The organism is Chryseobacterium sp. 22532, from assembly GCF_052044665.1.
Lineage (GTDB): Bacteria > Bacteroidota > Bacteroidia > Flavobacteriales > Weeksellaceae > Chryseobacterium > Chryseobacterium lathyri.
The window spans coordinates 107,486-133,488 of sequence record NZ_JBQENJ010000005.1 but is presented as its reverse complement, the minus strand read 5'-3'; the positions used below and the strand labels follow the sequence as shown (position 1 = coordinate 133,488).

Sequence of the window (26,003 nt, the reverse complement as noted above, 5' to 3'; positions counted from 1 at the left end):
GATGTTTCTGGGATTTTATTTTTTATATTGTTAACGTAGGTTTACACAAATACATTATACTTTATACTTTATACTTTATACTTTATACTTTGTACATCATACAAATCAATTTCCTACAATTGTTCTTGCTGTTACAAACTCTTTTAAAGCCAATAATGATAACTCCGTTCCATATCCTGAAGCCTTGCTTCCACCGAATGGAAAACGCGGGTCAGAGCTTGTCATTCTGTTGATATTTACCGTTCCTGATTCCAGGTTTTCGATGAAAAACAGCTGACGTTCTTTATTTGCAGTCCAAACAGAGTTTGAAAGCCCAAAAGGAATATCATTGGCCATTTGTAAAGCCTCTTCATCACTTTTAGCGATCATGATCATCCCAAGAGGTCCGAAAAGTTCTTCTTTTAAAATAGGGTTTCCTTCCTGAACACGAATTAAACCGGGTTTAAATTCATTTTCAGAAATTCTTTCCAAAGGAATAATAATTTCAGCCCCATTTTCCAATGCTCTGTTGAATTGAGCTTCCAGCTCATCGGCCAGGTCCGGTCTTGCCATTCCCGCTAATTTAGTTTCCTTATTTAAAGGATCTCCAACTTCATAAGTTTTATATTCTTCAATGAACTTCGGCAAAAATTCATCTTCAATTTTTTCATCAATAATAAATCTTTTAGCGGCAGTACAGGTCTGTCCGCAATTTTGAAGTCTGGATTTTACTCCTGCTTTTGCTGCATCATCTAAATCTGCATCATCGAAAATAATGAAAGCATCACTTCCACCTAATTCCAATAAAGATTTTTTGATATTCAAACCAGCAATTGAAGCTACTTCTCCACCAGCTTTTCCACTGCCTGTAAGACTTACTCCTTTTACAGCATCATGCTCAAGAATTTCTTTTACGGCTTTATGTCCCACTTCCAGATTCTGAAATACACCTTCCGGAAAACCTGCCTCTAAAAGGACCTCTACAATTGCATTTCCACTTCCAAAACAAATTGAAGCGTGTTTCAGAACTACTGTATTTCCGGCTAAAATGGCTGGAACAGCAAACCTCAATACCTGCCAGAAGGGAAAATTCCAGGGCATTACTCCTAAAATTACCCCTTTCGGAACATAATGAACTTCAGAATAAGCAAATTCAGATTCAACTTTTTCAGGTTTTAAAATATTTTCAGCAACTGCATAGTAATTCATCATTAAAGCGCACTTTTCAACCTCAGCAATCGACTCTGAAATCGGTTTATTCATTTCAGCAGTAATGATTCTTCCGAAGTTTTCTGAATTGTTCTTTAAAATTCCTGCCGCTTTTGCGATCAGCTTCTGCTTTTCTTCAAACGGTACTTTTCTCCATTCTGAAAATGTCTTATCTGCTTGAATAAGCTTATTTTCAATTAACTGTTCCATAATATAATTTCTGTTTTAAATTCACAAAATGAATTTATTAATGCCTTTATTCTAAAAGCAGTGTGAAAGTAACAAATTCTATTCCTTAAGGCTAAATAAAGTAATGATTTTTCTCTATAGAAATAATATAATTTATTCTCAGACCATAAACCATTCATTCACAAGACATGCGGCCAGCCTGGCTGTTCTGTCCTGAATATCAAGGGAAGGATTGACTTCTGCAACATCAAGTGCTATCAGTTTTTTACTTTTTAAAATATGTCTGTAAAAATGCATAAAAGGGGTATCTGCAAAGATCCCATTATAGGCGGAAGCGGAAACTCCGGGGGCGATGGATGCATTGAAAACGTCCATGCAGATGGTAAGATAAGCAAAATCTACAGTTTCCATCAGCTCATCGATACGCTGGTAGATGGAAGGAAGATTTTCAAAAAAGAGTTCATCAGCAAGGATATATTTCATCCCGTACTGATGGGCTGTATCAAAAAGCTTCAGAGTATTTGAGTTTCTCTGGATTCCGATATGAAGTGAGTTGATCTGCCCTTCCTGTGCAATTTGCCAGAACCCTGTTCCGGAGCTTGCCCCTACTCCTTTTTCCGGCTGCCTGTTGTCAAAATGGGCGTCTATATTGATGATCCCAATTTTCTGTTCCGGAAAAGCCGTTTTCACGCCTAAATAATGCGCATAGGTTACTTCATGGCCTCCTCCTAAAACAAGTGACTTTCCTCCTTTCAGCAAAACTTTTGAAACATTTTTCGCAAGGCTGTTCTGGGCACTTTCAAGATCGCCGTCTTCACAGGTTATATTTCCAAAATCAAGAAGGGAGAAATCCGGACGGATCACAGGGAAATTAGACATATTTTTTCGGATTACATCAGGAGCATCTTTGGCACCCTGCCGTCCTTTATTTCTTCTGACTCCTTCATCTACGGCAAAGCCATGCAGAACAAAATCATCTGCTTTAATATTGTCGTAATTATGTTCTTCCTTAACCCTTTGAAATATTCTGTGGAAAAGAGGTTCTTCTCCGTCTAATCTGCCTTGCCAAGTGTCCTGAAACATAGATCTAAATTAAATTTTAATTACTGCGTTTTATCCAGTAAATCTAAATAATATTGTTTAGATATTAAAACGCTCCTGTGTTCAATTTCAAAAATGCTCCATGACTTCCGTCATTCCTGTAATATGCTGATCTTAAATTATTTTTTTTTCTGATTGGCGTTACTGCTTATGAACATTTCATTTCGTTCTTCTGAAACAATTTCCAGGAATCGTTCATAATGCTTGAGTACATCAGAAATCAGTTCATTCTTTGTAAAGTATTGCACATCATATCCTTCTCTTCCGTCTCCGAAATAGGATCTCGGATAATGGGTTTTCTTGTCTTCGAGATCGGGAAGGTTTTCTTCATTGATCATGTATTCCGAAACAGTTTTCACTCTATTTTCAATTCCATAAATAAAATTATTGACGATTCCCTGGTGAATCTCTATTTCTATTCTGGCAGGATTTTCATAATGATTTATTTTGGCTTCAATTCCGTTCGCTGCAAATTCCTGCTGTAGATCTGTAAAGGCTTCTTTTGTTTTGATCTGAATAAAATGATCTACCGAAGAGTTATCTTTAAAGGAAACAATATTTTTTAAACGCTCTTTCCAAAACTCGCCTGACCAGGGAACGGTTGAAGCAGAAAAATTGGTATCATAATATTTCTGATCAATGATAAGTCCCTTCATCAAGCTTACTATAAATAAAAGTATGATGACTGAAAAGGGTAATGCTGTAATTAAAGTCATACTTTGAAGCGCTTTTAATCCCCCGGCGTTTAATAGCAAAAGGGAAAGCACAGCGAGCAAAATACCCCAGAATACAATCTGCCATTTGGGAGATTTTTTAGCATTTTTGGTAGCGATACTGTTCATCACAAATATTCCCGAATCAGCGGAGGTCACAAAGAAAATAATAATGATGGCAATAACGAAAAACCCGGTCAGTGTTGATAAGGGCATATATTCTAAAAACCGGAACATCAATGCATCAGGATCGGACGCCAGTTGACTCAATTTTCCATTTGCAATATTTAAATCAAACCAGATAGCACTGTTTCCAAACACGGACATCCAGATAAAATTGAATAATGTAGGAAGTACTAGAACTGCCAGAGTAAATTCTCTGATGGTTCTTCCCTTGGAAATCCGGGCGATAAATAATCCTACATAAGGCGACCATGAAATCCACCACGCCCAGTATAAAATAGTCCAGTCATAGAACCATGACAATGCATTTTTTTCGTAGACATGGGTATTGAAAGTAAGATTGAAAAAATTATTGATATAGTTTCCCAATCCATCTGTAAAGCTTCCTATCAGATAGACCGTCGGGCCCAATATCAGTACAAAAAGTAAGAGTACGATGACGCCCATTACATTGATATTGCTTAAAATCTTTACCCCTTTATCCACTCCGCTAATCGCTGAAAATACAGAAAGAGCAATAAGGCTGATCACAATAATCACCTGATTGGTAAAACTGTTTTCCGCGGTGATATGAAGTATATTTAATCCTGAACTGATCTGTACCACCCCAAATCCTAAAGTAGTGGTCAATCCGAAGAAAGTACAGCATAATGCAAATACATCAATTGCATTCCCCCATTTACCATTAATCTTATCTTTCAGCAATGGATAAAAACAGCTTCGTAATGAAAGCGGCAGCCTGTACCGGTAAGCAAAGTACGATAAAGAAAGTCCTACCACTCCGTAAATAGCCCAGGCATGAACTCCCCAGTGAAAAAAGGTATACAATTGTGCCTGCTTGGCTCTGCTAACGTAATGATTATCGGCAAAAACTTCGGAAGAATAATGCTGCATAGGTTCTGCCACACTAAAATAAATCAGCCCGATTCCCATTCCTGCTGCAAACAGCATTGAGATCCATGAGAAAAAGGAGTATTCAGGTTTGCTATCGTTAGCTCCCAGCTTTATATTCGCATATTTACTGAACAGCAGGTAAACTAAAAAAATCACAAACAGAGTGACCGCCCATACATACACCCAGTTCAGATTAATAAATATAAATTGTTTAATCTCGTTTAAAATATTTTCCGTCGGCTTAGGATAAAGAGCCGAAAGAAAACATGTTCCGATAATAAAAATGAGACTTGGAATAGTAACACCTTTGTTGAAAGTAGACTTTAGATTTTCAAATTTCATCAAGTTTATTTTTTCGTATTAATATTGACAGACACCTGGCATAGCCCTGGCAGAAGTACTCAAAGAATAATATGACTGCGTTATTTTCCTTATCAAGGAGTGTACTTAAGAACTATAGAAAATTACTGTTTTATACAATGAATCAACAGTAATGGGGTCACAATATAAGAAAACTTAAATAAAAAATAAAAGTCTGAGGCTGTATTCCGCCTAATTTGCCTTGTAAAAAAAATGTATTTTCTTTAATTTACATTGTAGTGTTCAAAGCTCTGCCAGTACTTATCTTTATAAATTTCAAGTGAAATTTTATACTGAGGATTGTCTTTTATGATCCGATCAAAAACTTTAGAAGGCTGCCTGAAGTCCTTGCTTGCAAAGTAAATGCTTTTGGAATTGTCTGCGGTTTCCCTGCCGATATACAAATGACCATCTTTTTGGCCAAGAAGTTCTATTGCATAGTCTTCAATGACATTCATTGTATTGTAATCCGTTTCTTCCGGAAAACCATTATTGTTCTTTCCATCGTAAGAAATTTTCAGGGCAGAAATCCACGGATAAGAGGCTTTTGCATCATATTTTAACAGAGAAGCATTGACTGTGGCCATAAGCGGCATTCCGTTTTCCAGAGTGGCTTCAAGAAGAGAAAACTGATCTTCACTTTCCAAAACCTGCCGGTCTTTATACTTTTCTGTAAATTCTCTTTCTCTCCACAGAAGAAATTCTTTTAGTTTTTCTATGGGAATAAGTTCCTGCTCCGCTTCACTTTTACCTATAATGCTGAAAGTATCAATTTGGGTGGCAAAATTCAACTCGCCCAGGAAATTATCCAGAAAAATACAGATTCCCGTCGTGGCCGATTCTCTGTTTTCTTCGTTTAAGTTTTCATAAACAAACGCCAGATCAATCTCATCCGGATAACCTTGTATTTCATTGGAGTAAAAATAGATATTGTTTTTTGTAAATTCTAAGTCCCCCATTCTCAATCCAATATTTTCAATATTCGTTTCGGGTTTGAGGGCTGTAAATTTCCAGTGATCAATCTTAGGAGCAGCGGCAATAAGTTCTTCTGCAAAAATTATTTTTTTTACATCACCTTCTACCGTAATGATAAGTTCGGCCGTATCTTCATCACACATTCCTGAGAGGAAATAGTAACCGTCATTTATCTTAGTAATTTCAGGAGATATAATATCAAAAAACTGTTCTTCAATATGTTCTCTGCCTTTTACAACTTCAAAAAAAGTTTTCTCTTTTATTAAAAACCAGTCCCAAAAGTCCTTATAGGTTTTGGTTTCTTTCTCCGGCTGTTTTTTGCCTAAGATCTTATCAAAAATACCCATTTTCTATTGAATTTGAGTTCCGCTGATATACACATGTTCTGCATTCAGGCTTCCCTGATTGTAAAGAACGTTCTGAAAATTATCGGTTTTAAACGTTACAAAATCTGCTTTTTTACCCGTTTCCAGTTTTCCTATATCTTCAAGACCTAATGCATAAGCAGCACGGAATGTTATTCCCGCTAACACTTCAGCAGTTGTTAATTTTTCAAATGTAGCCAAAATAGAAGCTTGGGTAATTAAGTTTCCCATCGGTGCAGATCCCGGATTCCAGTCGCTGGCAATGGCTACAATAGCTCCGGCATCCAGTAATTTTCTGGCCGGAGTAAATTTTTCACCTAATCCTAAGCTTGCTCCCGGCAATGCAGTAGCAACAGTATTCGACTGTGCTAAAAACTCAATATCTTCGTCAATGGTGGCTTCCAGGTGATCTGCAGATTTTGCTCCTACTTCCACTGCGATCCTTGAACTTCCTGGTGTAAACTGGTCTGCATGAACCGTTATATCAAAACCTAAATTTTTAGTTTTAAGAAGGAAATCTTTACTTTCTTCAGGCTGAAATGCGGATTTTTCTATAAATATATCTACACGCTGTGCTAGTTCTTCTTCTTTTACTTTTGGCAAAATCTCTGTAAGAATATATTCTAAATATTCCTGATTGGTTCCGTCAAAATCTCTGGGCTTCAAATGAGCAGAAAGACATGTAGGAACCAGTCTGGCTTTTGTCTGTCCCTGTGCTTTTTTAATGATTCTGAGCATTTTCAGTTCATTTTCCACATCTAATCCATAGCCACTTTTTATTTCAAGGGTCGTAATTCCTAATGAAACTAAAAAACTGATCCTTTCTATCAATGTTTTTAATAATTCTTCTTCTGAAGCATTTCTCGTGTGCTGTACGGAACTCCAGATTCCCCCGCCGCTTTCTGCTATTTCAAGATAGGTTTTTCCTGCATTACGCATGGCAAAGTCATTGGCGCGGTTTCCACCGAAACAGATGTGGGTATGGGAATCTACAAATCCGGGAAGAGCAATCTGCTCTCCTTCAATAGATTCCGTTTCTGTATCCGGATTTTCAGTCTTTAGCATCTTAAAGTTCCCAACTTTCTTAATCAAGCCATTATCAACCAAAATTCCTCCGTCTGTAATAATATCAATTTGCTCATCAGATATTTTTCCTCTTAACGGAAGATCTGCCAACGTAATGATCTGCTTGAAAGGTCCTATTAATTTCATTTGTTTAAGATTAAAGCTACAGCTTGTTTGCAATTAAATTTTCTTCTCAAAAATACTTAAAATATCTCAATATACTAAATTCAAATTGGCTTTAACCTCAGCTATTGTAGTTATCTTTGCCTTTACCTCAGCCTTACAACTCTCCTTTTTGAATCCCTGAATTTTCTCAATCTAAACCTCAACCTTAGTCTAAATTTCCTATCTTTGAAGTAAATGAAATGAATTAATGCCAGACTTTTTACATCCAGATAAGGAAAACTACTCACATGAAGAACTTATGCAGGAGGAGCAGATCCGTCCGCAGAGTTTTAAGGATTTTGCCGGACAGAGAAAAACTTTGGAAAACCTGGAAGTTTTTGTCAGTGCTGCCAAAAGACGTGGTGGTGCTCTTGATCATGTTCTTCTGCATGGTCCGCCGGGTCTGGGTAAAACAACTTTAGCCAATATTATTGCCAATGAGCTTGGTGTTAACTGTAAGATTACTTCTGGTCCTGTTTTGGATAAGCCGGGAAGTTTAGCCGGCCTGCTGACGAATCTGGAAGAAAACGATGTTCTTTTTATTGATGAGATCCACCGGCTGTCGCCTGTTGTGGAAGAATATCTGTATTCTGCCATGGAGGATTATAAGATAGATATTATGCTGGAAAGCGGTCCTAATGCGAGAAGTGTCCAGATCAGTCTGAATCCTTTCACGCTGGTAGGAGCAACCACAAGAAGCGGAATGCTTACAAAGCCAATGCTGGCAAGGTTCGGGATTCAAAGCAGGCTTGAATATTATTCGGTTGAGCTTTTATCGATGATCATTCAGCGAAGCTCAAGGGTTTTGGGAAGTAAGATTTATGAAGATGCAGCGATAGAAATTGCCAGAAGAAGCCGCGGAACACCAAGGATTGCCAATGCTTTGCTAAGAAGAGTACGTGATTTTGCAGAGATCAAAGGAAACGGAGAAATTGAGATCAATATCACAAAGTATGCATTGAATTCTCTTAATGTTGATGAGTTTGGCCTGGATGAAATGGATAATAAGATCATGCGGGTCATGATTGAAAACTTCAAAGGAAAACCGGTAGGGATTTCCGCCCTTGCTACCTCAATTGCTGAAAATCCTGAGACCCTGGAAGAGGTGTATGAGCCTTTTCTGATTCAGGAAGGATTTATCATCAGAACACCCAGGGGAAGAGAAGTTACCGACAAAGCTTACCAGCATTTAAAAATATCCCGTCCAAAAAATCCGGGAGAATTATTTTAACAGTCTATGTTTATTCCAAAATTATACAGAAGTGAAGATCTTGATCTGATGAAAGAAATCATCAGAGACAATGCATTTGCCCTGCTTATTTCCTCCGTTGAAAAAATAAGAGCTACGCATTCTATGATGATGCTTAATGATAATGATCCTGAGAATGTCTATGTGGAAACTCATATTTCCAGAGCCAATCCTCAGGCAAAAACATTAAAGGACGGGGATGAAGTCCTTTGCGATTTTCTGGGAGCCCATACTTATATTTCGAGCAGCTGGTATGATCATATTAATGTTTCGACCTGGAATTATGAAGCTGTTCAGGTGTATGGGAAAGTACAGCTTATGAATCATGACGAACTTTATCAGCATCTTGATAAATTAACTTCAAAATATGAAAGTTTCCAGAAGTGTCCTGTCATGGTAAAAGATATGGGAAGGGAATTTGTGGAAAAAGAAATGAAAGGTGCTTTCGGGCTGAAAATAATCCCAACAGAAATATTCATCAAGCAAAAGCTTTCTCAGAACAGAAAAGATCATGATTATCAGAACATTATCTCTGAGCTTGAAAATTCGGATGAGAATGGAAGAAAAATTGCTGAGAAAATGAAATTAATAAAGAAATAATAATCAAAATATATATGAAGCTATATCCAATACAATGTGGAAAATTTAAACTGGACGGCGGTGCCATGTTTGGAGTCGTCCCAAAGAGTCTGTGGGAAAAAACCAATCCTGCAGACGAAAGAAACCTGATTGAACTGGGAACGCGTTCCCTGCTTATAGAAGACGGCAAGAAACTGATTCTTGTAGACTGCGGTCTTGGCAATAAACAAGATGATAAATTCTTCGGGCATTATTCGCTTTGGGGAGATGATAATCTTGATAAGAATTTAAAGAAATTCGGTTTTGTAAAAGAGGATATTACGGATGTATTCCTTACTCACCTTCACTTTGATCATTGCGGAGGTGCTATTGAATGGAATGATGACCGAACGGGATACAGACCTGCTTTTAAAAACGCTCAGTTCTGGACGAACGAAAACCACTGGCAATGGGCTACAGAACCTAATGCAAGAGAAAAAGCCAGCTTTCTGAAAGAGAATATCCTTCCAATGCAGGAAAGCGGACAGCTTAACTTTTTGCCTCTTCCTACTACGGGAAATTACGGTTTTGCTCCAGACTTGAAAATGGATGTGATATTTGTAGACGGGCATACGGAAAAACAGATGCTTCCGGTGATTCAATATCAGGAAAAGACGATTGTTTTTGCTGCGGATCTTATTCCTACTGCAGGACATATTAACCAGGTTTATGTAATGGGATATGATACAAGACCTCTTCTGACATTGGAAGAGAAAGGAAAATTCCTGAAACAGTGTGTAGACAATGAATATCTTCTGTTCTTTGAACATGATGCCCACAATGAACTGGCAAGTCTTAAAATGACTGAAAAAGGGGTAAGATTAGACGAGATTCACAGTTTTAATGATGTTTTTGGATATTAATTTTTGATTATGGAAGATTTACATTCAGAAACACAGAAAGCAGAACCGGAACCGGCACCCAAGGTGATCGGACTTACCGGTGGTATAGGTTCAGGAAAGACTACTGTAGCTCATTTTATAGAAGACTTTGGATTTCCTGTTTATTATTCCGATGACAGGGCGAAAGCCATTGTGAATGAAAGTGAGGATTTAAAGGTAAAAATAATAGATTTACTAGGCAATGAAGCTTATGATGCGAACGGACTGTATGACAGAAAATTTGTTGCAGAAAAGGTTTTCAGTAATAAGGAACTGCTTCACGAGTTAAATGAGATTATTCATCCTGCGGTACGTATTGATTTTGAAGAATGGCTTAAAAAACAGACAAAGTATTTGGTCTTTAAAGAGACGGCCTTATTATTCGAATTAAAGCTGAACCGACAATGTTATAAATCTCTTCTGGTTACTGCTGAAGATAATATCAGAGCCAAAAGAGTAATGGACAGGGATGGAAAAACCTACCGAGAAGTAGAATCTGTCATGGAAAAGCAAATGCCTGAAAAGGATAAGATAAAACTTGCAGACTGCATTATCTATAATAATACCAACCTAGAAGATCTTAAGGAACAGACCGAACAGATCATCTTTGCTATTGAATAAAAAAAACCTCGTTAGAAAATTCTAACGAGGTTTTTTAATGTAGATTTTCTAAACAAAAAATCTTCAACAATAAATAAGCCCTCATTTTTGAGGGCTTATTTGTATTTGAAATTTAAATATTATTCTTTAATAAATTTCTTTTGAACCGTTACGCCATTGTCATCGATATCTATTACATAAATACCATTGATCAATTTACCAACGTTGATCTGGTTGTTAAGCAGAATACCGTCAGCGATAACCTGTCCTGCAGAATTGTAGATCTTATATTTAGCTTTTTTGCTGATATTCTTCACATACAATACTGAGCTTACCGGGTTAGGGTAAATCATGATCTCGGTCTGGTTAAGAGAGTTTGGCACTCCCGGTTTAGAGATTCTTACTGAGTAATCCTCTACCTCACCATTTGCAAAATTAGTACAGTTTACAGGAATTCCGTCTCTCATCATTGCCACTCTCATTACTACATACTTATAATTCGTCATGCTTATATAAGCATCTACAGGCACGTTGAATGTTCCTGTAACAGGACTTGTAGTGTTCGGAGGTGATGTAAATACTCTCTCATCAAGATCAAAGTATCCGTTTCTGTTGAAATCTATCCATACTGCGATTCCTTCATCATGGTTTGTTCCGTTCCATTTTTTCTCAATCGTGATCTGATTTCCTGTAGATCCCTGAACCATTTCTATGAATGTATCAGGTACTCCTGTATAATTTGTATAGCTAGAAGGTCCTGAAGCATTTTCCATTTTAGGTCTTCCATTTGGAACTACCGTAACTTTGGAAATATGTTCATTAACAGCATTTTGAGAACTCATCTGGCAGTACGTCACTGTAGGTGTTGTGAAATAGTATGGAGGTGTGTATGTACCCGGCGTACCGCTACAAATGTTTACAACCTGCATTTCATATTTCGTTTCTTCCAGTAATCCTGTTATAGTATAAGTATTCGTTGTTAAAGGAACATTTGTCCAGCTCGGAATACCTACTTTTCTATATCTCAGAACATAAGTTGCCCCAGGGAAACCTTCCCATGTAACTTCAGCCGATGTAGGAGTAAGCTGAGTTATAGTTAATCCTGGAGGAGGAAGCTCACATGTTCTTTCCGTAGTAAATACTTTCGGATTTGAGTACGGGTTAAGAGTATTTTCTCCAACACATTTATTTGCAACTCTTACTTCATATTTTGTATAAGGATCTAAACCTCCTAATAAATAAGTATTGGTAGGAGGAGCAATGTTAGGAACCTGATTCCAGGTAGGAGCTCCTACTTTTCTCCATTCCAATGTATACGTAGAGCTCGCTGCAAGCGGTGCCCAAGTAATCAGTGCGGAGTTAGTTGTAATATTGCTTACTGTAACATTCGGAGGCGTAGGATCACATCTTGTTACGAATGTTTTGATCGGTGTAAATGTACCTGCAACATCTCCACAAACAGCAGCTACCTGCACTTCATAGATTGTAGCCGGAGTTAAACCGTTCAATACAAGTGGAATATTATTTAGCAATGTTGAAGCATATACTTCTGTCCACGCTCCTGGAGGAGGTCCCTGAGTTCTATATCTTACAAGATAAGTAACGGTATTCGGTACTCCTGAGAAAGTAAGTGTAGCAGAATTATGAGTCGCTGTAATTCCAGGCTGGTTAGGTATACCATTACTACATGGTCTGATTCTTACCGCATAATCTTCAACCTCTCCATTGACTGCATTCTGACACAATACTGGAGCACTGGTACGTTTAAGCACGACTCTCATTGTGGTTGTAAGCGGACCTGTATAAGCTGCTCCCGGAACAGCAAAGGTTGCAGTAACAGGAGTTGCAGTATTCGCTGCTGTATTTAAGATCTGTTCTGAAGTTTCAAAAACTCCGTTTCTGTTGTAGTCTATCCAAACAGATACTGCATCATTACTCGTTGAACCTGTCCATCCCTTTGCTATAGAGATTTTATTATTTGCAGATCCTGCATCAAGAGTGATTAATGTTGCAGGTGTTGTATAGCTTGTATAGTTATTCTGTACAGTAGTATTGCTCATCACCGGAACTCCAGGGTTGGAAGATGTAACGGTTACATTTGAAATGTGGTCGTTAGTTCCTGTACCTGTCATCGGACAGTATGAAAGCGGCGGTGTTGTAAACTGTACTGTTGTAGAATATGGTCCTGTAGAACCTCCACATGTAGTAGAAACCTGTACATCGTATTTAGTCTGCTCAGCAAGCCCAGGAATAGTATAATTATTTACTCCCGGTGCCAAAGTCACAGGTGGGATTGTAAATGTTCCAGCAGTAGCTAACTTCCATCTAATGGTGTAAGTAGCATTCGCAGCACCCATCCAATAAACCGTAGCTGTAGAAGCTGTAAGGTTTGTAACGGTGATATTTGTAGGCGGCGCAGTAGTACAAGCAGGCTGATCAATAAGTTTCACTGCATAATCTTCTACTTCCCCCCAAGTGAAAGTTCCACAAGGAGCTGCTGTAGCGCTTTCTCTTAATGCTACACGCATACGTGTATTCAGATTTCCCGTATACACTCCCCCAGTAACGTTCGGTACGCTGAAAGTTGCAGTAACAGGAGTTGTAGTATTACTTGGTGAATTCAATACCTGTTCAAAAGTTTCAAAAACCCCGTTTCTGTTAAAGTCAATCCATACTCCTGTTCCGAATGACCATTGTGTTCCTGGCCAGGTTTTTTCAATAGTAACAGTATTAGCTCCTAAACCTCTTACTAAAGTAATAAGTCTTGCAGGATCTGTAGTATAATCTGTATAATTACTGAAATCTGAAGTACTGGTCATTGGTATTGCAGCATTCGGAGTTACAACAACTTTACTGATATAACCATCAATAGTGGTACTTGTAGAATTGGAACTACAATAAGAAATAGCAGGAGTCGTAAAGGTAGTGCTTGTAGAGAACGGTCCTTGTGTTCCGCCACAGATTGTAGCAATCTGAACTTCATACTGCGTTTGCTCCGTAAGGTTGTTTATTGGATAACTGCTCGCAAGAGGAGTGGTAATACTTACTGTATTCCACGTTGGTGCAGTTACAGCTTTATATCTCAGTACATAAGTAGCACCTATTGAAGGCATCCAGCTCACAAGAGCTGTAGTCGGTGTAATATTGGACACTGCAATATTACTTGGAGGCGAAGTAGTACATGGTTGTAAAGCGATAACATTTAATGTAAAGTCAACAAAATTACCCCATGCTGCAGGTCCACATGAAGTATTGGCTCCAATAAAGGATGTCGATGTTCTTACTCTGTAATTACCAGGTGCCTGTGTTCCAGGGATGACAATTGTTGCTGTTCCGTTTGTAACATAACCAGGAGTTGCCAGAATGGTTTCACCCGGATCATTAAAACTCATGTTATTATTCCAGTCAACCCAAACATAATAATTATAAGTGCTGGTTCCACTGTTCAAATTCATGGTTATCGTATTGGTTGGTAACCCTGAAAAAACTGTGGCTGAATTATTAACATATGCCGTATAGGAATTAGCTGAATAATTTAAATTGGTAATTCCTCCTGTTGTAGTTATCGTTTTCAGATAATACGAAGTTGAGCTGGAACCTCCCGTAGGTGTACAATATCCTGTAAACACATTCACAGGTCCTATCCATGTACTCTGATTCGTTCCACTGCATTTTGATCTTACCCAAACATAATAAGCAGTATTGGCCGTCAATGGAGAAAGTGTTACACTTGTTCCTGTAGTAACTGTCTGTGAAGGTACGGTTGCAGATGTTGGTGCTGTAGCAGATGTACTGTAATATACATCATAGCCTCCTGCAGGCACAGATGAAGGAGCAGTCCAGCTGATTGCCGCACTCGTTGGTGTTACCGTTCCTAACGTTAATCCGGAAGGAGGCAAACACGAAGGAGCAGCTCCAAAAGTCAACTGAACATTGGGTCTGTTGGAGGTAATTGTTCCAGTAGCTGTTGCTGAAGCTGAATTATCTTCTTCGATATACATATGTCTCGATGCAGCATTAGAGTAAGTAAAAGCACTTCCACTTGTACTTCCTGTCCCGGTACCACCATAGCTTACCTCGACTAACACCACTAGATTTTCTGTCCCGTTATAATAAAAAGGGCTTTGCAGGGTGATTGTATTCCATCCTGTAGTTATATTATTGATCGTTCCGGTATACACTAAGCTGGCTCCGGCGGTTGCTGTAGGCCAGTCTTGTGATGTAAGAGTAGTTGTTGCAGCTGGAACAGATTTCAAATAAACCTTTACCGGAGTAGCTGCACTTGTAGCTGTTGTTGCATTCCATGCCACTGACATTACACTTCCGCCAGCAGGCAGATTGATTTCTGCTGCAGTATAAAGTGACGCATCTCTTTGATATCCATAGTAAACTCCCAAAGGATATCTCTGAGTAGCTGTTCCTGCACCAATAGTAATTGTTTGTGCCTGTGAAAACAGTCCGAAGACCATACAAAGCAATGTTATGAGCACCCTAAAGGGCCTGCTCATTTTACAGAGTAAAAATCCACTCATATTTTTTAAATTTAGTTATAATAACAATAGTAATAAGTATAGTATTTCGTATTTGTTGGTGTTCAAATGGATTCTTGAACATCCATTCTACAGATAATCTGTATTGAAAAAAATAGTTTTTTAATTCATACGCTCATATTTTAATAATTACACAAATCTAATAATTTTTTCACTATTAATGTATTCATTCAAATATTTTTTTGTAAAAATTTCACAATAATAACACATTCTATACATTAAAACACAAAATCCTCAGGAGAGCCTGAGGATTTTATATTATTATTAATTACTGTTATTTCTTGATAAATTTGGATCTGAACTGATCTTTTCCTTTTTCATCAATCGTGATGATGTATCCGCCTTTCACAAGAGATGAAACATTGATCTTTCCGTCATTAATATTTCCATTTCCTACCAGCTGACCGGCAGTATTGTAAATTTTATAGGCCGCTTTATCTGAAACTTTAGTTACATTCAGAATGTCGCTTGCAGGGTTAGGATATAATTGAATTCCGTCCTGAGGATTAGCAATGTCTTTTGTTCCTAAAGCAGCTGTAACTACAACATTATAATCTTCAAACTCTCCATAGGTGCCATATGCGCCACAAGCATTTCCAATATATTGATTAGCAGTGGTGGTATACAACATTCCCACACGCATTCTAAGGCCTAAACCTGTAACTGCGGTTGCAGGCACCGTAAATGTAGCCGTAACAGGACTTGCAGTAGTGGTTGTAGAAGTCAGAATTCTTTCTGAATCTTCAAAATTTCCATTTCTGTTAAAGTCAATCCAGGCTGAAGTTGCCCCAGAATATGGTCCGGTTCCGCTTAACCATCCTTTTCCAACTGACAGAGTATATTGAGTACCTGCTACTAAGTTTACCTGTAATGCCGGATTGGTAGAATAATCTGTGTATAAACTAGCAGAAGAAGTATTATTTAAGTTTGCCAGGGTAACGTTTGCAATATGATCGTCAGAGTCATCATCAGAAGATACTGTACAATAAGTAAGCCCAGGTGTTGTAAAGTTTGAAGAAGCAGAATAAGCTCCAGGAGTTCCTGAACAAACAGCAGCTACCTGAACTTCATAAGCCGTACCATCAGTAAGATTCGGTAATGTTATATTGCTGCTTGGCGTAGTAATTTGTTGCCAAGTAGCTTCTGATACTTTTTTATAACGGACAATATAGGTTGCTCCAGTAATAGGAGCCCAGCTTACACTTGCACTACTTGTCGTCACATTACTAACAGCGACTCCAGTTGGAGCAGAGCCGTCACATGCAGCAAAAGTAGTAACCAAAACAGATTTAATGGCATAGAATACATTCCCGATAGAAGAGATTCTTAATTTAATTGTCTGTCCGTTCAATGAAGAAGGGAAAGTTATACTTTCGGAGCCATCATTAGCAGTAGTAGCCAATAATGTTGTCCACGTTGCACCATTAGGATCTGTAGTGTAATCAATTTTCACATTTGCTACACTGTACGGCGCAGCTGTAGTATTTGCTACATCCCATTCAACTGTAGTAACTGCATTAGATGCGGCATATTGAGTATTGATTTTAAACGGTCCGTCATTACCTACAACAATAGTTTGTTCAGCAAACTGAGTTTGCTGTTGAGCAGGATCAGGATTATTATCTCTTACCGTTACAGCATATTTACTATTTCTAGGAACCATAGAAACCGACTCCCATCCATTATTTGAGTTATTTAAAACTCCTGCTAATACGGAAGATAATTTAGGGAAATATCTTGTTGGGTTTGTTGTTGGTGCTAAAGACCTGAATGAAGCCCCAGCAGTGGTAGTTCCCAAATTAGTTTTATTAATTGTAGTAGTTGCATTATCAACTTGTTCCCATGTATAAGTCATAGGATTGTTTTCTGCATCTGTAGCTGAAGCTGTTAATACGAATGCAGTTCCTTTAGGAATGTTGTATGTAGGTAGGGCAGCAATTACCGGTGCATTGTTCGCAATAGATGTTTCTATATCACAAGTTTTACTGATCAGATTTGCCTGAACCTGCTTGATACTTGCAATATGGAAATAGGCATCAGAGTGTAGCTGAACATCAGTATTTGCCCCTGTAATACCTGCATATCCCATAATGGTGGATCCTGACCCTGGCTCAACATTTACCCCAGACCCTTCAAGAGCATGAGAGAATGTATGGTTAGCTCCTAATTGATGACCCATCTCGTGAGCTACATAATCAATATCGAAATTATCACCTTGAGGAATACCATCTGCAGGTGACGTATATCCTGAACCTTTAGCTTTAGTAGTATTTGTTGCAGGGTTTACACAAACGCAACCAATACAACCTGCATTACCACCACCACCGGAAGCTCCGAATAAGTGTCCGATATCATAGGCAGCATTTCCTACGTTTGCTGTTAATGTTTGCTGTAATTCCAAATTCCAGGCCCCACCGGCTCCAGTTGATGCTGCCGAATAAGGGTCCGTAGCCGCATCAGTATAAATTACATTCGGAAATTCCTGTAAAATCAGATGTAGTGCAAAATCTTTTTCAAACACACCATTCACTCTCGTTAATGTTGCATTAATAGCTGTAAGTGCACCAGCAACAGTTCCTCCGTGAAAAGCAGTATACTCACCGGTCACTGACATTACCAGCCTCATAGTTCTGTACTTCTTATCAGACATTTTTGAGAAATCAGTTGGCTGATTGGTAAATGTTTTACCATTTTCATACATCTGGTTGATTTGATTTACAGCAGCTGGGCCCTCTTCAGTACTACAAACAAAGCTCTTTCCTGCTGTTGGTTTTGTCTTAGGATGAACCCCATATACAGTTTTATCTGCATTTTGCGGCTCTATAAACTCATAATTTCCGTCTTTTATAATCATCGACTGGAAGTCATTGTTTGATAAAGAGAATCTCAGGTATTTAGAAGGATCATTAATTCCAACTCCCACATAAGATCCCAGTTGATATTTATCAGCTAGTGATTGTACAACAACCGGGGAGCTGTATACTGCAAATTTTTCAATTTTGCCATTCAGTGTTGGTAAAGAAATTTCAACAGGTTTTGCATTTGGACCTGTCTCCTGAGCGCTTTTAAGTTGTTCCTTAATCTTATTAAGATCTAACTTATAATAATTACGTACCAGAGAGAACTTTTCCTTTCCTCTCTCGTAGCTAGTGGGCGTCCACTGTGCCAAAGCAGACCCTCCTATCAAGCTACAAAATAAAGCAGTAATGATTTTTTTCATAAAAAAGATTATTTTTAAATTTCTCAAAAATAACCATACATTAACAAATAAACCAAAAAATAATTAATTTATTTTATTTTTTTTCAAAATTTATTTAAGACATAAGGTATAAAAACAGAAAAACAGAATAAAAAAAGCACTAGAAATATTTCTAATACTTTTTATGATTCTATAGGAATTATAACTAATTTACTCCACTTTTATATAAATTCAATATTTTCAAAATTATCATTTATACAAGGGCTTTACAAACATTAATAAACCTGTTATATTTTAAAATTTATAGGCAATATTCCAGGCAAAGCCCATATTGAACTTAGCTGAGCTTTTACCAAATCCGGGAACAATCATCGGCGTAATATCATCCTGTTTGGAAGTATATACTAAATATCTTGGCTGAAGATTAACATCTATATAAAAATTGGATTCAAACAGCTGAACCCTTCCTCCTAAAGTTCCTTCTACCCAGGCAGAGGTTTGTGACGAAGACGGAAATGCCACAGACGAAGTGCTGCCCCCAAATCCACGGACCGGAACAGCCATATACTCCTGATTGTAGAACGCACCTCCTATTTTACCTCCTGCATAAAAACCATTGAATTCATTTTCAAGATCTTTTGCCAGCATATAAAAAGCACCAAGCTTTACAAAGGGGCCGCTTGCCTTGGCATCGTAACCGTTTTTTTGATATACATTTTTCTCAAAACCGGCTTCTGCAATGGCATGAACATTTCCTTTCACTTTTGTTGAAATAAAGCCCTGGTAAAGCATTCTATCCGAAAAAAAGGAAATACCTGTATTAAGAACATCAAAACCTACCATAAAATTAGGTTTGTATTTCTCCTGAACTTTTTTGGCTTCCTGGGTTTCTTTTTTTTCCTGGGCGAACCCGGTTATTCCTATTATGCTAAAAAAGAAGGAAAAGATTAGTCTTGTCTTCATTCTCAATTTGGTTTTGTCCTGCTTCGAGCTGTTGTACAGGATTTGATTGTATTAATTCTGAGCTTAAATTATCGTACGTTTTCTTAATCCCGCATCCTGGCGAAACGTATGTACTCTTCGTTGTATAATTAATGCGAACGTGAGATTCTGCTCCTTTATCTGCAAGTCTGAAATAAACATCTGTATAAGGTGAATCATCCACTCTTAAGGGGATAAGTCTTGAATCTATTTTCTCAGCTTTCCCCAGCTGTACTTTCCCAGCCCCGTAATCTACGGCTACATATAATGAATCCAAAGTAGTTGCTTTTCCGGATGCCAGAGATTTGAATGCTACTTTTATTCTGGGTGTCCCTTCACCACTTTCGCAGATATCGTCATCTCCTCCACAGGAAAAAAGCATTCCAACGAAACAGATCATGACGAGAAATTTAAAATATTTCATCTGCATATTTTGATTTTTTATTTTGATCAGATGGAACTTACGTTTCATATTAAGATTTGAAATTCAAATTTAAATAAATTTATTTTTTAATCAGCAATGCTATATTTTCCACGTGGTGGGTTTGCGGGAACATATCTACCGGCAGAATTTTCACCAACGTATAATGTTCTTTCATCAGGGCAAGGTCTCTTGCCTGTGTTGCTGAATTACAGCTTACATAGACTACTTTTTCCGGAGCAAGCTTCAATATCTGCTCTACCACTTTCTGGTGCATTCCGTCTCTTGGCGGATCGGTAATCAGGACATCTGCTTTCGGATGATTTTCTAAGAATTCATCGTTAAAGACATTTTTCATATCTCCACAATAGAATGTTGTGTTGGTAAGACCGTTTAATTCAGCATGTTCAATAGCTGCATCAATGGCTTCCTGAACAGATTCTATGCCTATAACCTGTTTTGCATTTTTGGCAACATACTGGGCAATAGTTCCTGTTCCTGTATAAAGGTCATATACTACTTCATCACCTTTTAAATCAGCAAATTCCAATGTTTTTCTGTAAAGCTCCAAAGCCTGTTTGTAATTGGTCTGAAAGAATGATTTTGGGCCAATTTTAAACTTCAGTCCATCCATTTCTTCCATCAGGAAGCCTTCTCCGAAATAAATATTGATATCCAGATCGTAAATAGAATCATTCTGCTTCGGATTGATAGCGTAAACCAATGTTTTGATCTGTGGGAATTTCTCCAGCAAGAACTGGAAAAGCTTTTCTCTGTTTTCTTTTTCTTCTCTGTAAAGCTGGAATAGTACCATCCATTCGCCTTTAGAGTTCTGTCTCATCATTAAAGTTCTCAAAAACCCTTCCTGATTTCTGACATCAAAGAAATCCAACCCATTGTCTACACCATAGTTTTTTACAGCTAAACGTATAGCATTGGAGGGATCTTCCTGCAGGAAACATTCTTTCAGGTCCAGGATCTTGCTCCACATTCCGGGAATATGGAAACCCAAAGCGTCTTTACTCCCAAAATTCTCTTCAGAGCTTATTTCGTATTGGGTAAGCCATCTCGCATTGGAAAAGGAAAACTCCATTTTATTTCTGTAGAAATACTGTTCTTCGGCGCCTAAGATAGGAACGGTTTCAAAATCATCAATCCCACCGATTCTTTTAATATTATTATAGACCTCTTCCTGTTTGAAATTGAGCTGTTTTTCGTAGCTCATGTTCTGCCATTTGCATCCACCACATGTTCCAAAATGAATACATTTGGGATCTACTCTGAATGGCGATTTTTCCACTATTTCTATGGTTTCTGCCTCATAGTATTTGGATTTGGATTTTTTTACTCTGGCATTAACCACATCTCCGGGAACTGCTCCGGAAATCAGTACGGTTTTTCCTTCTTCGGTTTTCCCTATGGCCACGCCTTTTGCACCTGCACCAAACAGTTTAATATTTTCAAGAATTATATCTTTCTTCTTTCTCATCCCTAAAACTCAATTTCTTTTATGGTCGGACGAACCCTCCGACTCATCCTAAATTTTATTTCTATTTTCTAATACACCGAAAACAATCTTCCGGTTTGATTCCGCAAAAATACAATAAAAAAAACCTTATCCGAAGATAAGGTTTCCATCTATATAAAAGTTTATTATTTTGTTGGGGCAGGCTGAGGATTTACAGGCTGTGCTGAAGGATCCATCGCTCCCGGCTGCATCTGAATATTAGGCTGTACTTTAGGTGCAGAAAGACCTGTAAGTTTATCCAGGATTGTTACTACTTCCTGTTCACCAAGGTTCACAAAAGATCTGCTTGCAATTTTACCGTCTTTATCCACGATCACAAAGCAAGGCAGTTTAAATCCGTAAACGCCATATTTTTTAGCAATATCTGATTCTAATCCTTTTTCTCCGTACACATTTGCTCCCGGAATTCCTTTTAACAATGAACTGCTGGTTTTTACAAACTGATCTTTGGTATCATCTACATTTACAAAAACAAAGTTCATTTTAGATTTATAGAAATTTACAACTTCTTTCAATACAGGAACTGTAGCTTCGCTGATGTAAGGATTCCAAGATGCATAGAAGAACAGCATGTATGGTTTTCCTTTATTTTCAGAAAGCTGGTAAGATTTTCCGTCTGCTTTTACCAGTGATGCTTCCGGAGCAGCCTCTCCTACTTTAAGTCCATTGATTGCCAACTGCATTTTAACTAAATCTGCCTTGATACCTGCGTCTGTAATATCTGTATCAATGATTTTTTTAACCTTTTCAGTATTTTTTGCAGGAGCACCCGGATGAATATCCTGAGCTACCACGAACGCCAATAGATAATCTTTAGCAGTTTGTGAAACTTCTTTTCTGTCTTTCAGGAACTGTGCAAATACTTCAGAAGTAATCATATCTGTTTTTCCTTTGGTTTTTGCTTCGGCATATTTCTGAAAGTCAGGGCTCATTTTTACAAGAAGATACTGTCTGTATAATGGAATAGTCTTCACCATTACATCTTTATTACCTTCCAGTTTTGTTTCGTAATCCTGGAATGCTTTTGATACTTTAAATGATGGATTTCCTGACATCTGGCGCTGTGACATTTCATAGTTGGCAAGAAGGTTAAGGATAGTTACTTTTACATCATTCTTTTTCCATTCCAAGATTCCTTTGCTTGGATTATTTTTCTGAGCAAGCTCTTCTACATTTTTATTGATGTCGGCTTCAATTTTCTGAGCTCCTTTTAAGAATGTTTTTTCGTCTCCGGACATTAACTGCTGGATATTGATTTTGCTTCCATACTCACCCAAGAACTTTTGGCTGGCCTGAAGGAAATCATTATTTTTCTTAGCATCTCCTGTAACGACGAACTCATTTGGAAAGGTCATTGCATTTCCGGAAATATTCAGGTTCTGTCCGCCCTCAAGATAGATCAGGTTTTGTCTTCCTGCATAGTTGATTACGTACATCCCATCTTTAGGAGCTTCGAAGCTTCCTGTAAAGTTTCCATTTTTATCTAAACCAATATTGACAAGTGGAAGTGTTGCCACACCAGAAGCTTCAACAAATTCAATTCTTTCGAGTGGTGAACTTCCGGTTATTTTTCCTTTAACTTCAACTTTTTTTGAACAAGACATCACAAAAGCTGTGATGATAAACAATAAAAGATATTTTTTCATTTCGATTTTAATATTACGCAAAAATACGTTTTTTACGGCTTGTTAATTAACACTATTTATTTTTTTTGAAAATTTTATGAGAACCTGTAAAATAGGGACTTTAAGGCCTATCCGTTCTATAAACTTCTTCACCAGAAAAGAGTCTCAAAAAATGCAATTCTTTTCTTACACATCCAAGTGCTCACCAAATATAGACTTATTAAATTAAAGAATATCTTATCTGATCAACACCTTAACAAATTTTAACAGCTAAATTACAGGTATAAAAAAATCGTCTCCATAATGGAGACGATTTTTTATGTATTTGAATAGGTTTTATCCCTGATCTACCATAGCAGCCATATATTCTCTGTTCATTCTGGCGATGTTTTCAAGAGAAATTCCTTTCGGACATTCAACTTCGCAAGCTCCAGTATTCGAACAGTTTCCGAATCCTTCTTCATCCATAGCTTTCACCATGTTCAGAACTCTTCTTTTGGCTTCCACTCTACCTTGAGGAAGTAAAGCAAACTGAGAAACCTTAGCTCCAACGAATAGCATTGCAGATCCGTTTTTACAAGTAGCTACACACGCACCGCATCCGATACATGCTGCAGCATCCATTGCTTTGTCTGCATCTTCTTTAGGAACCGGAATAGCATTGGCATCTAATGTATTACCTGAAGTGTTCACAGAAATGAATCCTCCGGCAGCCATTACTCTGTCGAATGCGCTTCTGTCCACCATTAAATCTTTGATAACCGGGAAAGCTGCACTTCTCCAAGGCTCAATAACGATGGTTTCACCGTCTTTGAACATTCTCATGTGAAGCTGGCAAGTCGTGATCCCTGTATCCGGACCATGCGCTCTACCGTTGATATAAAGGGAACACATTCCGCAGATCCCTTCACGACAGTCGTGATCGAAAGCAATTGGTTCTTTTCCTTCGTTAATAAGATTTTCGTTCAAAATGTCCAGCATTTCCAAGAATGAAGAATCTGTAGAAACATCTGATATCTTGTAGGTCTCAAACTGACCTTTAGTTTTGCTATTTTTTTGTCTCCAAATTTTTAGGGTAAGATGAAGGCCTTTTTTTGCACTCATAATTATGTATTTATAGGTTGGAGATTATTTGTAACTTCTTGCTTTAACTTCAATGTTTTCATAGATCAGATCTTCTTTATGCAGCACTTCCGTTGTGATATCATCCGTTTGATATTCCCAAGCTGCTACATATTTGAAGTTAACATCATCTCTTTCAGCTTCACCTTCAGGAGTAGCATGGTCTTCTCTGAAATGTCCTCCACAAGATTCGTTTCTGTGTAATGCATCGATGGCCATTAGTTGTCCTAATTCGATGAAATCTGCCACTCTGAAAGCTTTTTCAAGCTCAGTGTTCATTCCATCTGCATCACCAGGAACTTTCACATCGCTCCAGAATTCTTTTTTCACCTGAGCAATTTCAGCAATAGCTTCTCTCAAACCTTCAGGAGTTCTTCCCATTCCTACTTTATTCCACATGATGTGTCCTAATTTTTTGTGGAAATGATCTACTGAGTGAGTTCCTTTATTATTTAAGAAGAAATTTACTTTGTCTTTAATTTCTTTTTCAGCCTGATCGAATTCACCAGAAGTTGTAGGAATTGCTCCCGTTCTGATGTCCGCTGAAAGGTAATCTGCAATCGTGTAAGGAAGAACGAAATATCCGTCTGCTAACCCCTGCATCAAAGCAGAAGCTCCCAATCTGTTAGCTCCGTGATCTGAGAAATTGGCTTCACCGATTACGAAACACCCAGGAATGGTAGACTGCAGGTTGTAATCTACCCAAACACCACCCATTGTGTAGTGAACTGCAGGATAGATCTTCATTGGGGTTTTGTAAGGATCATCAGCCGTAATTTTTTCGTACATCACGAATAAGTTACCGTATTTTTCCTCAATCCAAGCTTTTCCTAAATCATAGATCTGCTGATCTGTAGGATTATGGATATGTTTTTCGATAGCGGCTTCTTTACCCTTTTTAATAATCTCTGTAGAGAAATCTAAGTAAACACCTTCTTTAGTATCATTATTTTCGATTCCGTAACCAGCATCACATCTTTCTTTACCAGCTCTCGACGCAACGTCTCTAGGCACTAAGTTTCCGAATGCAGGATATCTTCTTTCTAAATAATAATCTCTATCTTCTTCTTTAATATTTTCAGGTCTAAGCTTTCCTTCTCTGATCGCTACAGAATCTTCAATTTTCTTAGGAACCCAGATCCTTCCTGAGTTTCTTAATGATTCTGACATCAAAGTCAGTTTAGACTGCTGTGTTCCATGAACCGGAATACAAGTCGGGTGAATCTGTACATAACAAGGGTTTGCGAAGTACGCTCCTTTTTTATGGATTTTCCAAGCCGCAGAAACGTTCGATCCCATTGCATTTGTAGAAAGGAAATATACGTTTCCGTAACCTCCTGATGCAATAACAACCGCGTGAGCAGAATGTCTTTCGATTTCACCTGTTACCAGGTTTCTTGCGATGATTCCTCTTGCTTTTCCGTCTACAATTACCAATTCCATCATTTCATGACGGTTGTACATTTTAATTCTTCCTTTACCAATCTGACGGCTCATCGAAGAATAGGCACCTAATAATAACTGTTGACCAGTTTGTCCTTTTGCGTAGAAAGTTCTTTTTACCTGAACCCCACCAAATGAACGGTTATCTAACTGACCGCCGTAATCTCTACCAAAAGGAACACCCTGAGAGACGCATTGGTCGATAATATTGGCAGAAACTTCAGCTAATCTGTAAACGTTGGCCTCTCTTGCTCTATAGTCACCACCTTTGATGGTGTCATAGAATAATCTGTATGTAGAGTCACCATCACCCTGATAGTTTTTAGCAGCATTAATACCTCCTTGTGCAGCAATTGAGTGTGCTCTTCTTGGAGAATCCTGGTAGCAGAACGCTTTTACGTTATATCCCTGCTCTGCTAAAGTAGCAGCTGCAGAACCACCTGCCAAACCTGTTCCAACAACAATAATATCAATCTTATCTCTGTTGTTTGGTGCAACAAGGTTCATATGGTCTTTATGATTTTTCCATTTATCCTTTAAAGGACCTGCCGGAATTTTTGAATCTAGTTTACTCATACTATTATACTG

The 26,003-nt window shown here is 38.0% G+C and carries 17 protein-coding genes; 4 read left to right on the top strand and 13 right to left on the bottom strand.

The window, feature by feature from the left end; translation table 11 throughout:
• Positions 1-105 precede the first annotated feature (105 nt).
• The 5 genes from ACTJIV_RS14715 to hutI all read right to left on the bottom strand — a co-directional run bounded on the left by ACTJIV_RS14715 (position 106) and on the right by hutI (position 7,180).
• Entirely contained in the window at positions 106-1,398 is a 1,293-nt protein-coding gene (locus ACTJIV_RS14715; RefSeq protein WP_440628351.1) for an aldehyde dehydrogenase family protein, read from the bottom strand.
• A gap of 138 nt (positions 1,399-1,536) precedes the next feature.
• Positions 1,537-2,460, bottom strand: coding sequence for a formimidoylglutamase (gene hutG / locus ACTJIV_RS14710; RefSeq protein ID WP_440628349.1), 924 nt, complete (start codon positions 2,458-2,460; stop codon positions 1,537-1,539).
• A 137-nt stretch (positions 2,461-2,597) separates the two neighbouring features.
• Positions 2,598-4,610 carry a BCCT family transporter gene (locus ACTJIV_RS14705; protein WP_440628347.1) on the bottom strand — a complete coding sequence of 671 codons (2,013 nt, stop codon included), beginning with the start codon at positions 4,608-4,610 and terminating at the stop codon, positions 2,598-2,600.
• A 242-nt stretch (positions 4,611-4,852) separates the two neighbouring features.
• Positions 4,853-5,950, bottom strand: a complete 1,098-nt coding sequence (locus ACTJIV_RS14700; protein WP_440628345.1) for a DUF695 domain-containing protein — start codon at positions 5,948-5,950, stop codon at positions 4,853-4,855.
• A 3-nt stretch (positions 5,951-5,953) separates the two neighbouring features.
• Entirely contained in the window at positions 5,954-7,180 is a 1,227-nt protein-coding gene (hutI, locus tag ACTJIV_RS14695; RefSeq protein WP_440628343.1) for an imidazolonepropionase, read from the bottom strand.
• A 226-nt stretch (positions 7,181-7,406) separates the two neighbouring features.
• Here hutI and ruvB point away from each other — a divergent pair, with 226 nt between their 5' ends.
• Genes ruvB through coaE form a run of 4 tightly spaced genes read left to right on the top strand, consistent with a single transcriptional unit; the run spans position 7,407 to position 10,567 of the window.
• Positions 7,407-8,429 (top strand): Holliday junction branch migration DNA helicase RuvB, encoded by a 1,023-nt coding sequence (ruvB, locus tag ACTJIV_RS14690; RefSeq protein ID WP_111955432.1) that lies wholly within the window; start codon positions 7,407-7,409, stop codon positions 8,427-8,429.
• Between the two features lie 6 nt (positions 8,430-8,435).
• Complete coding sequence (locus ACTJIV_RS14685) at positions 8,436-9,047, top strand: FMN-binding negative transcriptional regulator (protein WP_440628341.1); 612 nt, start codon at positions 8,436-8,438, stop codon at positions 9,045-9,047.
• Positions 9,048-9,061: 14 nt separating this feature from the next.
• Complete coding sequence (locus ACTJIV_RS14680) at positions 9,062-9,928, top strand: MBL fold metallo-hydrolase (RefSeq protein WP_223560327.1); 867 nt, start codon at positions 9,062-9,064, stop codon at positions 9,926-9,928.
• A 9-nt stretch (positions 9,929-9,937) separates the two neighbouring features.
• Positions 9,938-10,567, top strand: coding sequence for a dephospho-CoA kinase (coaE, locus tag ACTJIV_RS14675; protein WP_111955438.1), 630 nt, complete (start codon positions 9,938-9,940; stop codon positions 10,565-10,567).
• Positions 10,568-10,686: 119 nt separating this feature from the next.
• On the opposite strand, the gene ACTJIV_RS14670 is transcribed toward coaE, so the two are convergent.
• From ACTJIV_RS14670 to ACTJIV_RS14635, 8 genes are all read right to left on the bottom strand, one after another.
• Positions 10,687-15,015 (bottom strand): GEVED domain-containing protein, encoded by a 4,329-nt coding sequence (locus ACTJIV_RS14670; protein ID WP_440628339.1) that lies wholly within the window; start codon positions 15,013-15,015, stop codon positions 10,687-10,689.
• A gap of 355 nt (positions 15,016-15,370) precedes the next feature.
• Positions 15,371-18,316, bottom strand: coding sequence for a reprolysin-like metallopeptidase (locus ACTJIV_RS14665; protein ID WP_440628337.1), 2,946 nt, complete (start codon positions 18,314-18,316; stop codon positions 15,371-15,373).
• Positions 18,317-18,589: 273 nt separating this feature from the next.
• On the bottom strand, positions 18,590-19,258 hold the full coding sequence (locus tag ACTJIV_RS14660) for a DUF6048 family protein (protein ID WP_440628335.1): 669 nt from the start codon (positions 19,256-19,258) through the stop codon (positions 18,590-18,592).
• Positions 19,224-19,700, bottom strand: coding sequence for a DUF6452 family protein (locus ACTJIV_RS14655; RefSeq protein WP_223560342.1), 477 nt, complete (start codon positions 19,698-19,700; stop codon positions 19,224-19,226). Before ACTJIV_RS14655 ends, ACTJIV_RS14660 begins: the two co-directional genes overlap by 35 nt.
• A 79-nt stretch (positions 19,701-19,779) precedes the next feature.
• The gene (gene rlmD / locus ACTJIV_RS14650) at positions 19,780-21,186 is read right to left on the bottom strand and encodes a 23S rRNA (uracil(1939)-C(5))-methyltransferase RlmD (protein ID WP_440628332.1); all 1,407 of its coding nucleotides are present in this window, start codon (positions 21,184-21,186) and stop codon (positions 19,780-19,782) included.
• Positions 21,187-21,350: 164 nt separating this feature from the next.
• Positions 21,351-22,871 (bottom strand): TlpA family protein disulfide reductase, encoded by a 1,521-nt coding sequence (locus ACTJIV_RS14645; RefSeq protein WP_223560343.1) that lies wholly within the window; start codon positions 22,869-22,871, stop codon positions 21,351-21,353.
• A gap of 315 nt (positions 22,872-23,186) precedes the next feature.
• On the bottom strand, positions 23,187-23,954 hold the full coding sequence (locus ACTJIV_RS14640; RefSeq protein WP_040997496.1) for a succinate dehydrogenase/fumarate reductase iron-sulfur subunit: 768 nt from the start codon (positions 23,952-23,954) through the stop codon (positions 23,187-23,189).
• Positions 23,955-23,978: 24 nt separating this feature from the next.
• A complete protein-coding gene (locus ACTJIV_RS14635) occupies positions 23,979-25,991 on the bottom strand; it encodes a fumarate reductase/succinate dehydrogenase flavoprotein subunit (protein WP_111955450.1) in 2,013 nt (670 codons plus the stop codon).
• Between the last annotated feature and the right edge of the window lie 12 nt (positions 25,992-26,003).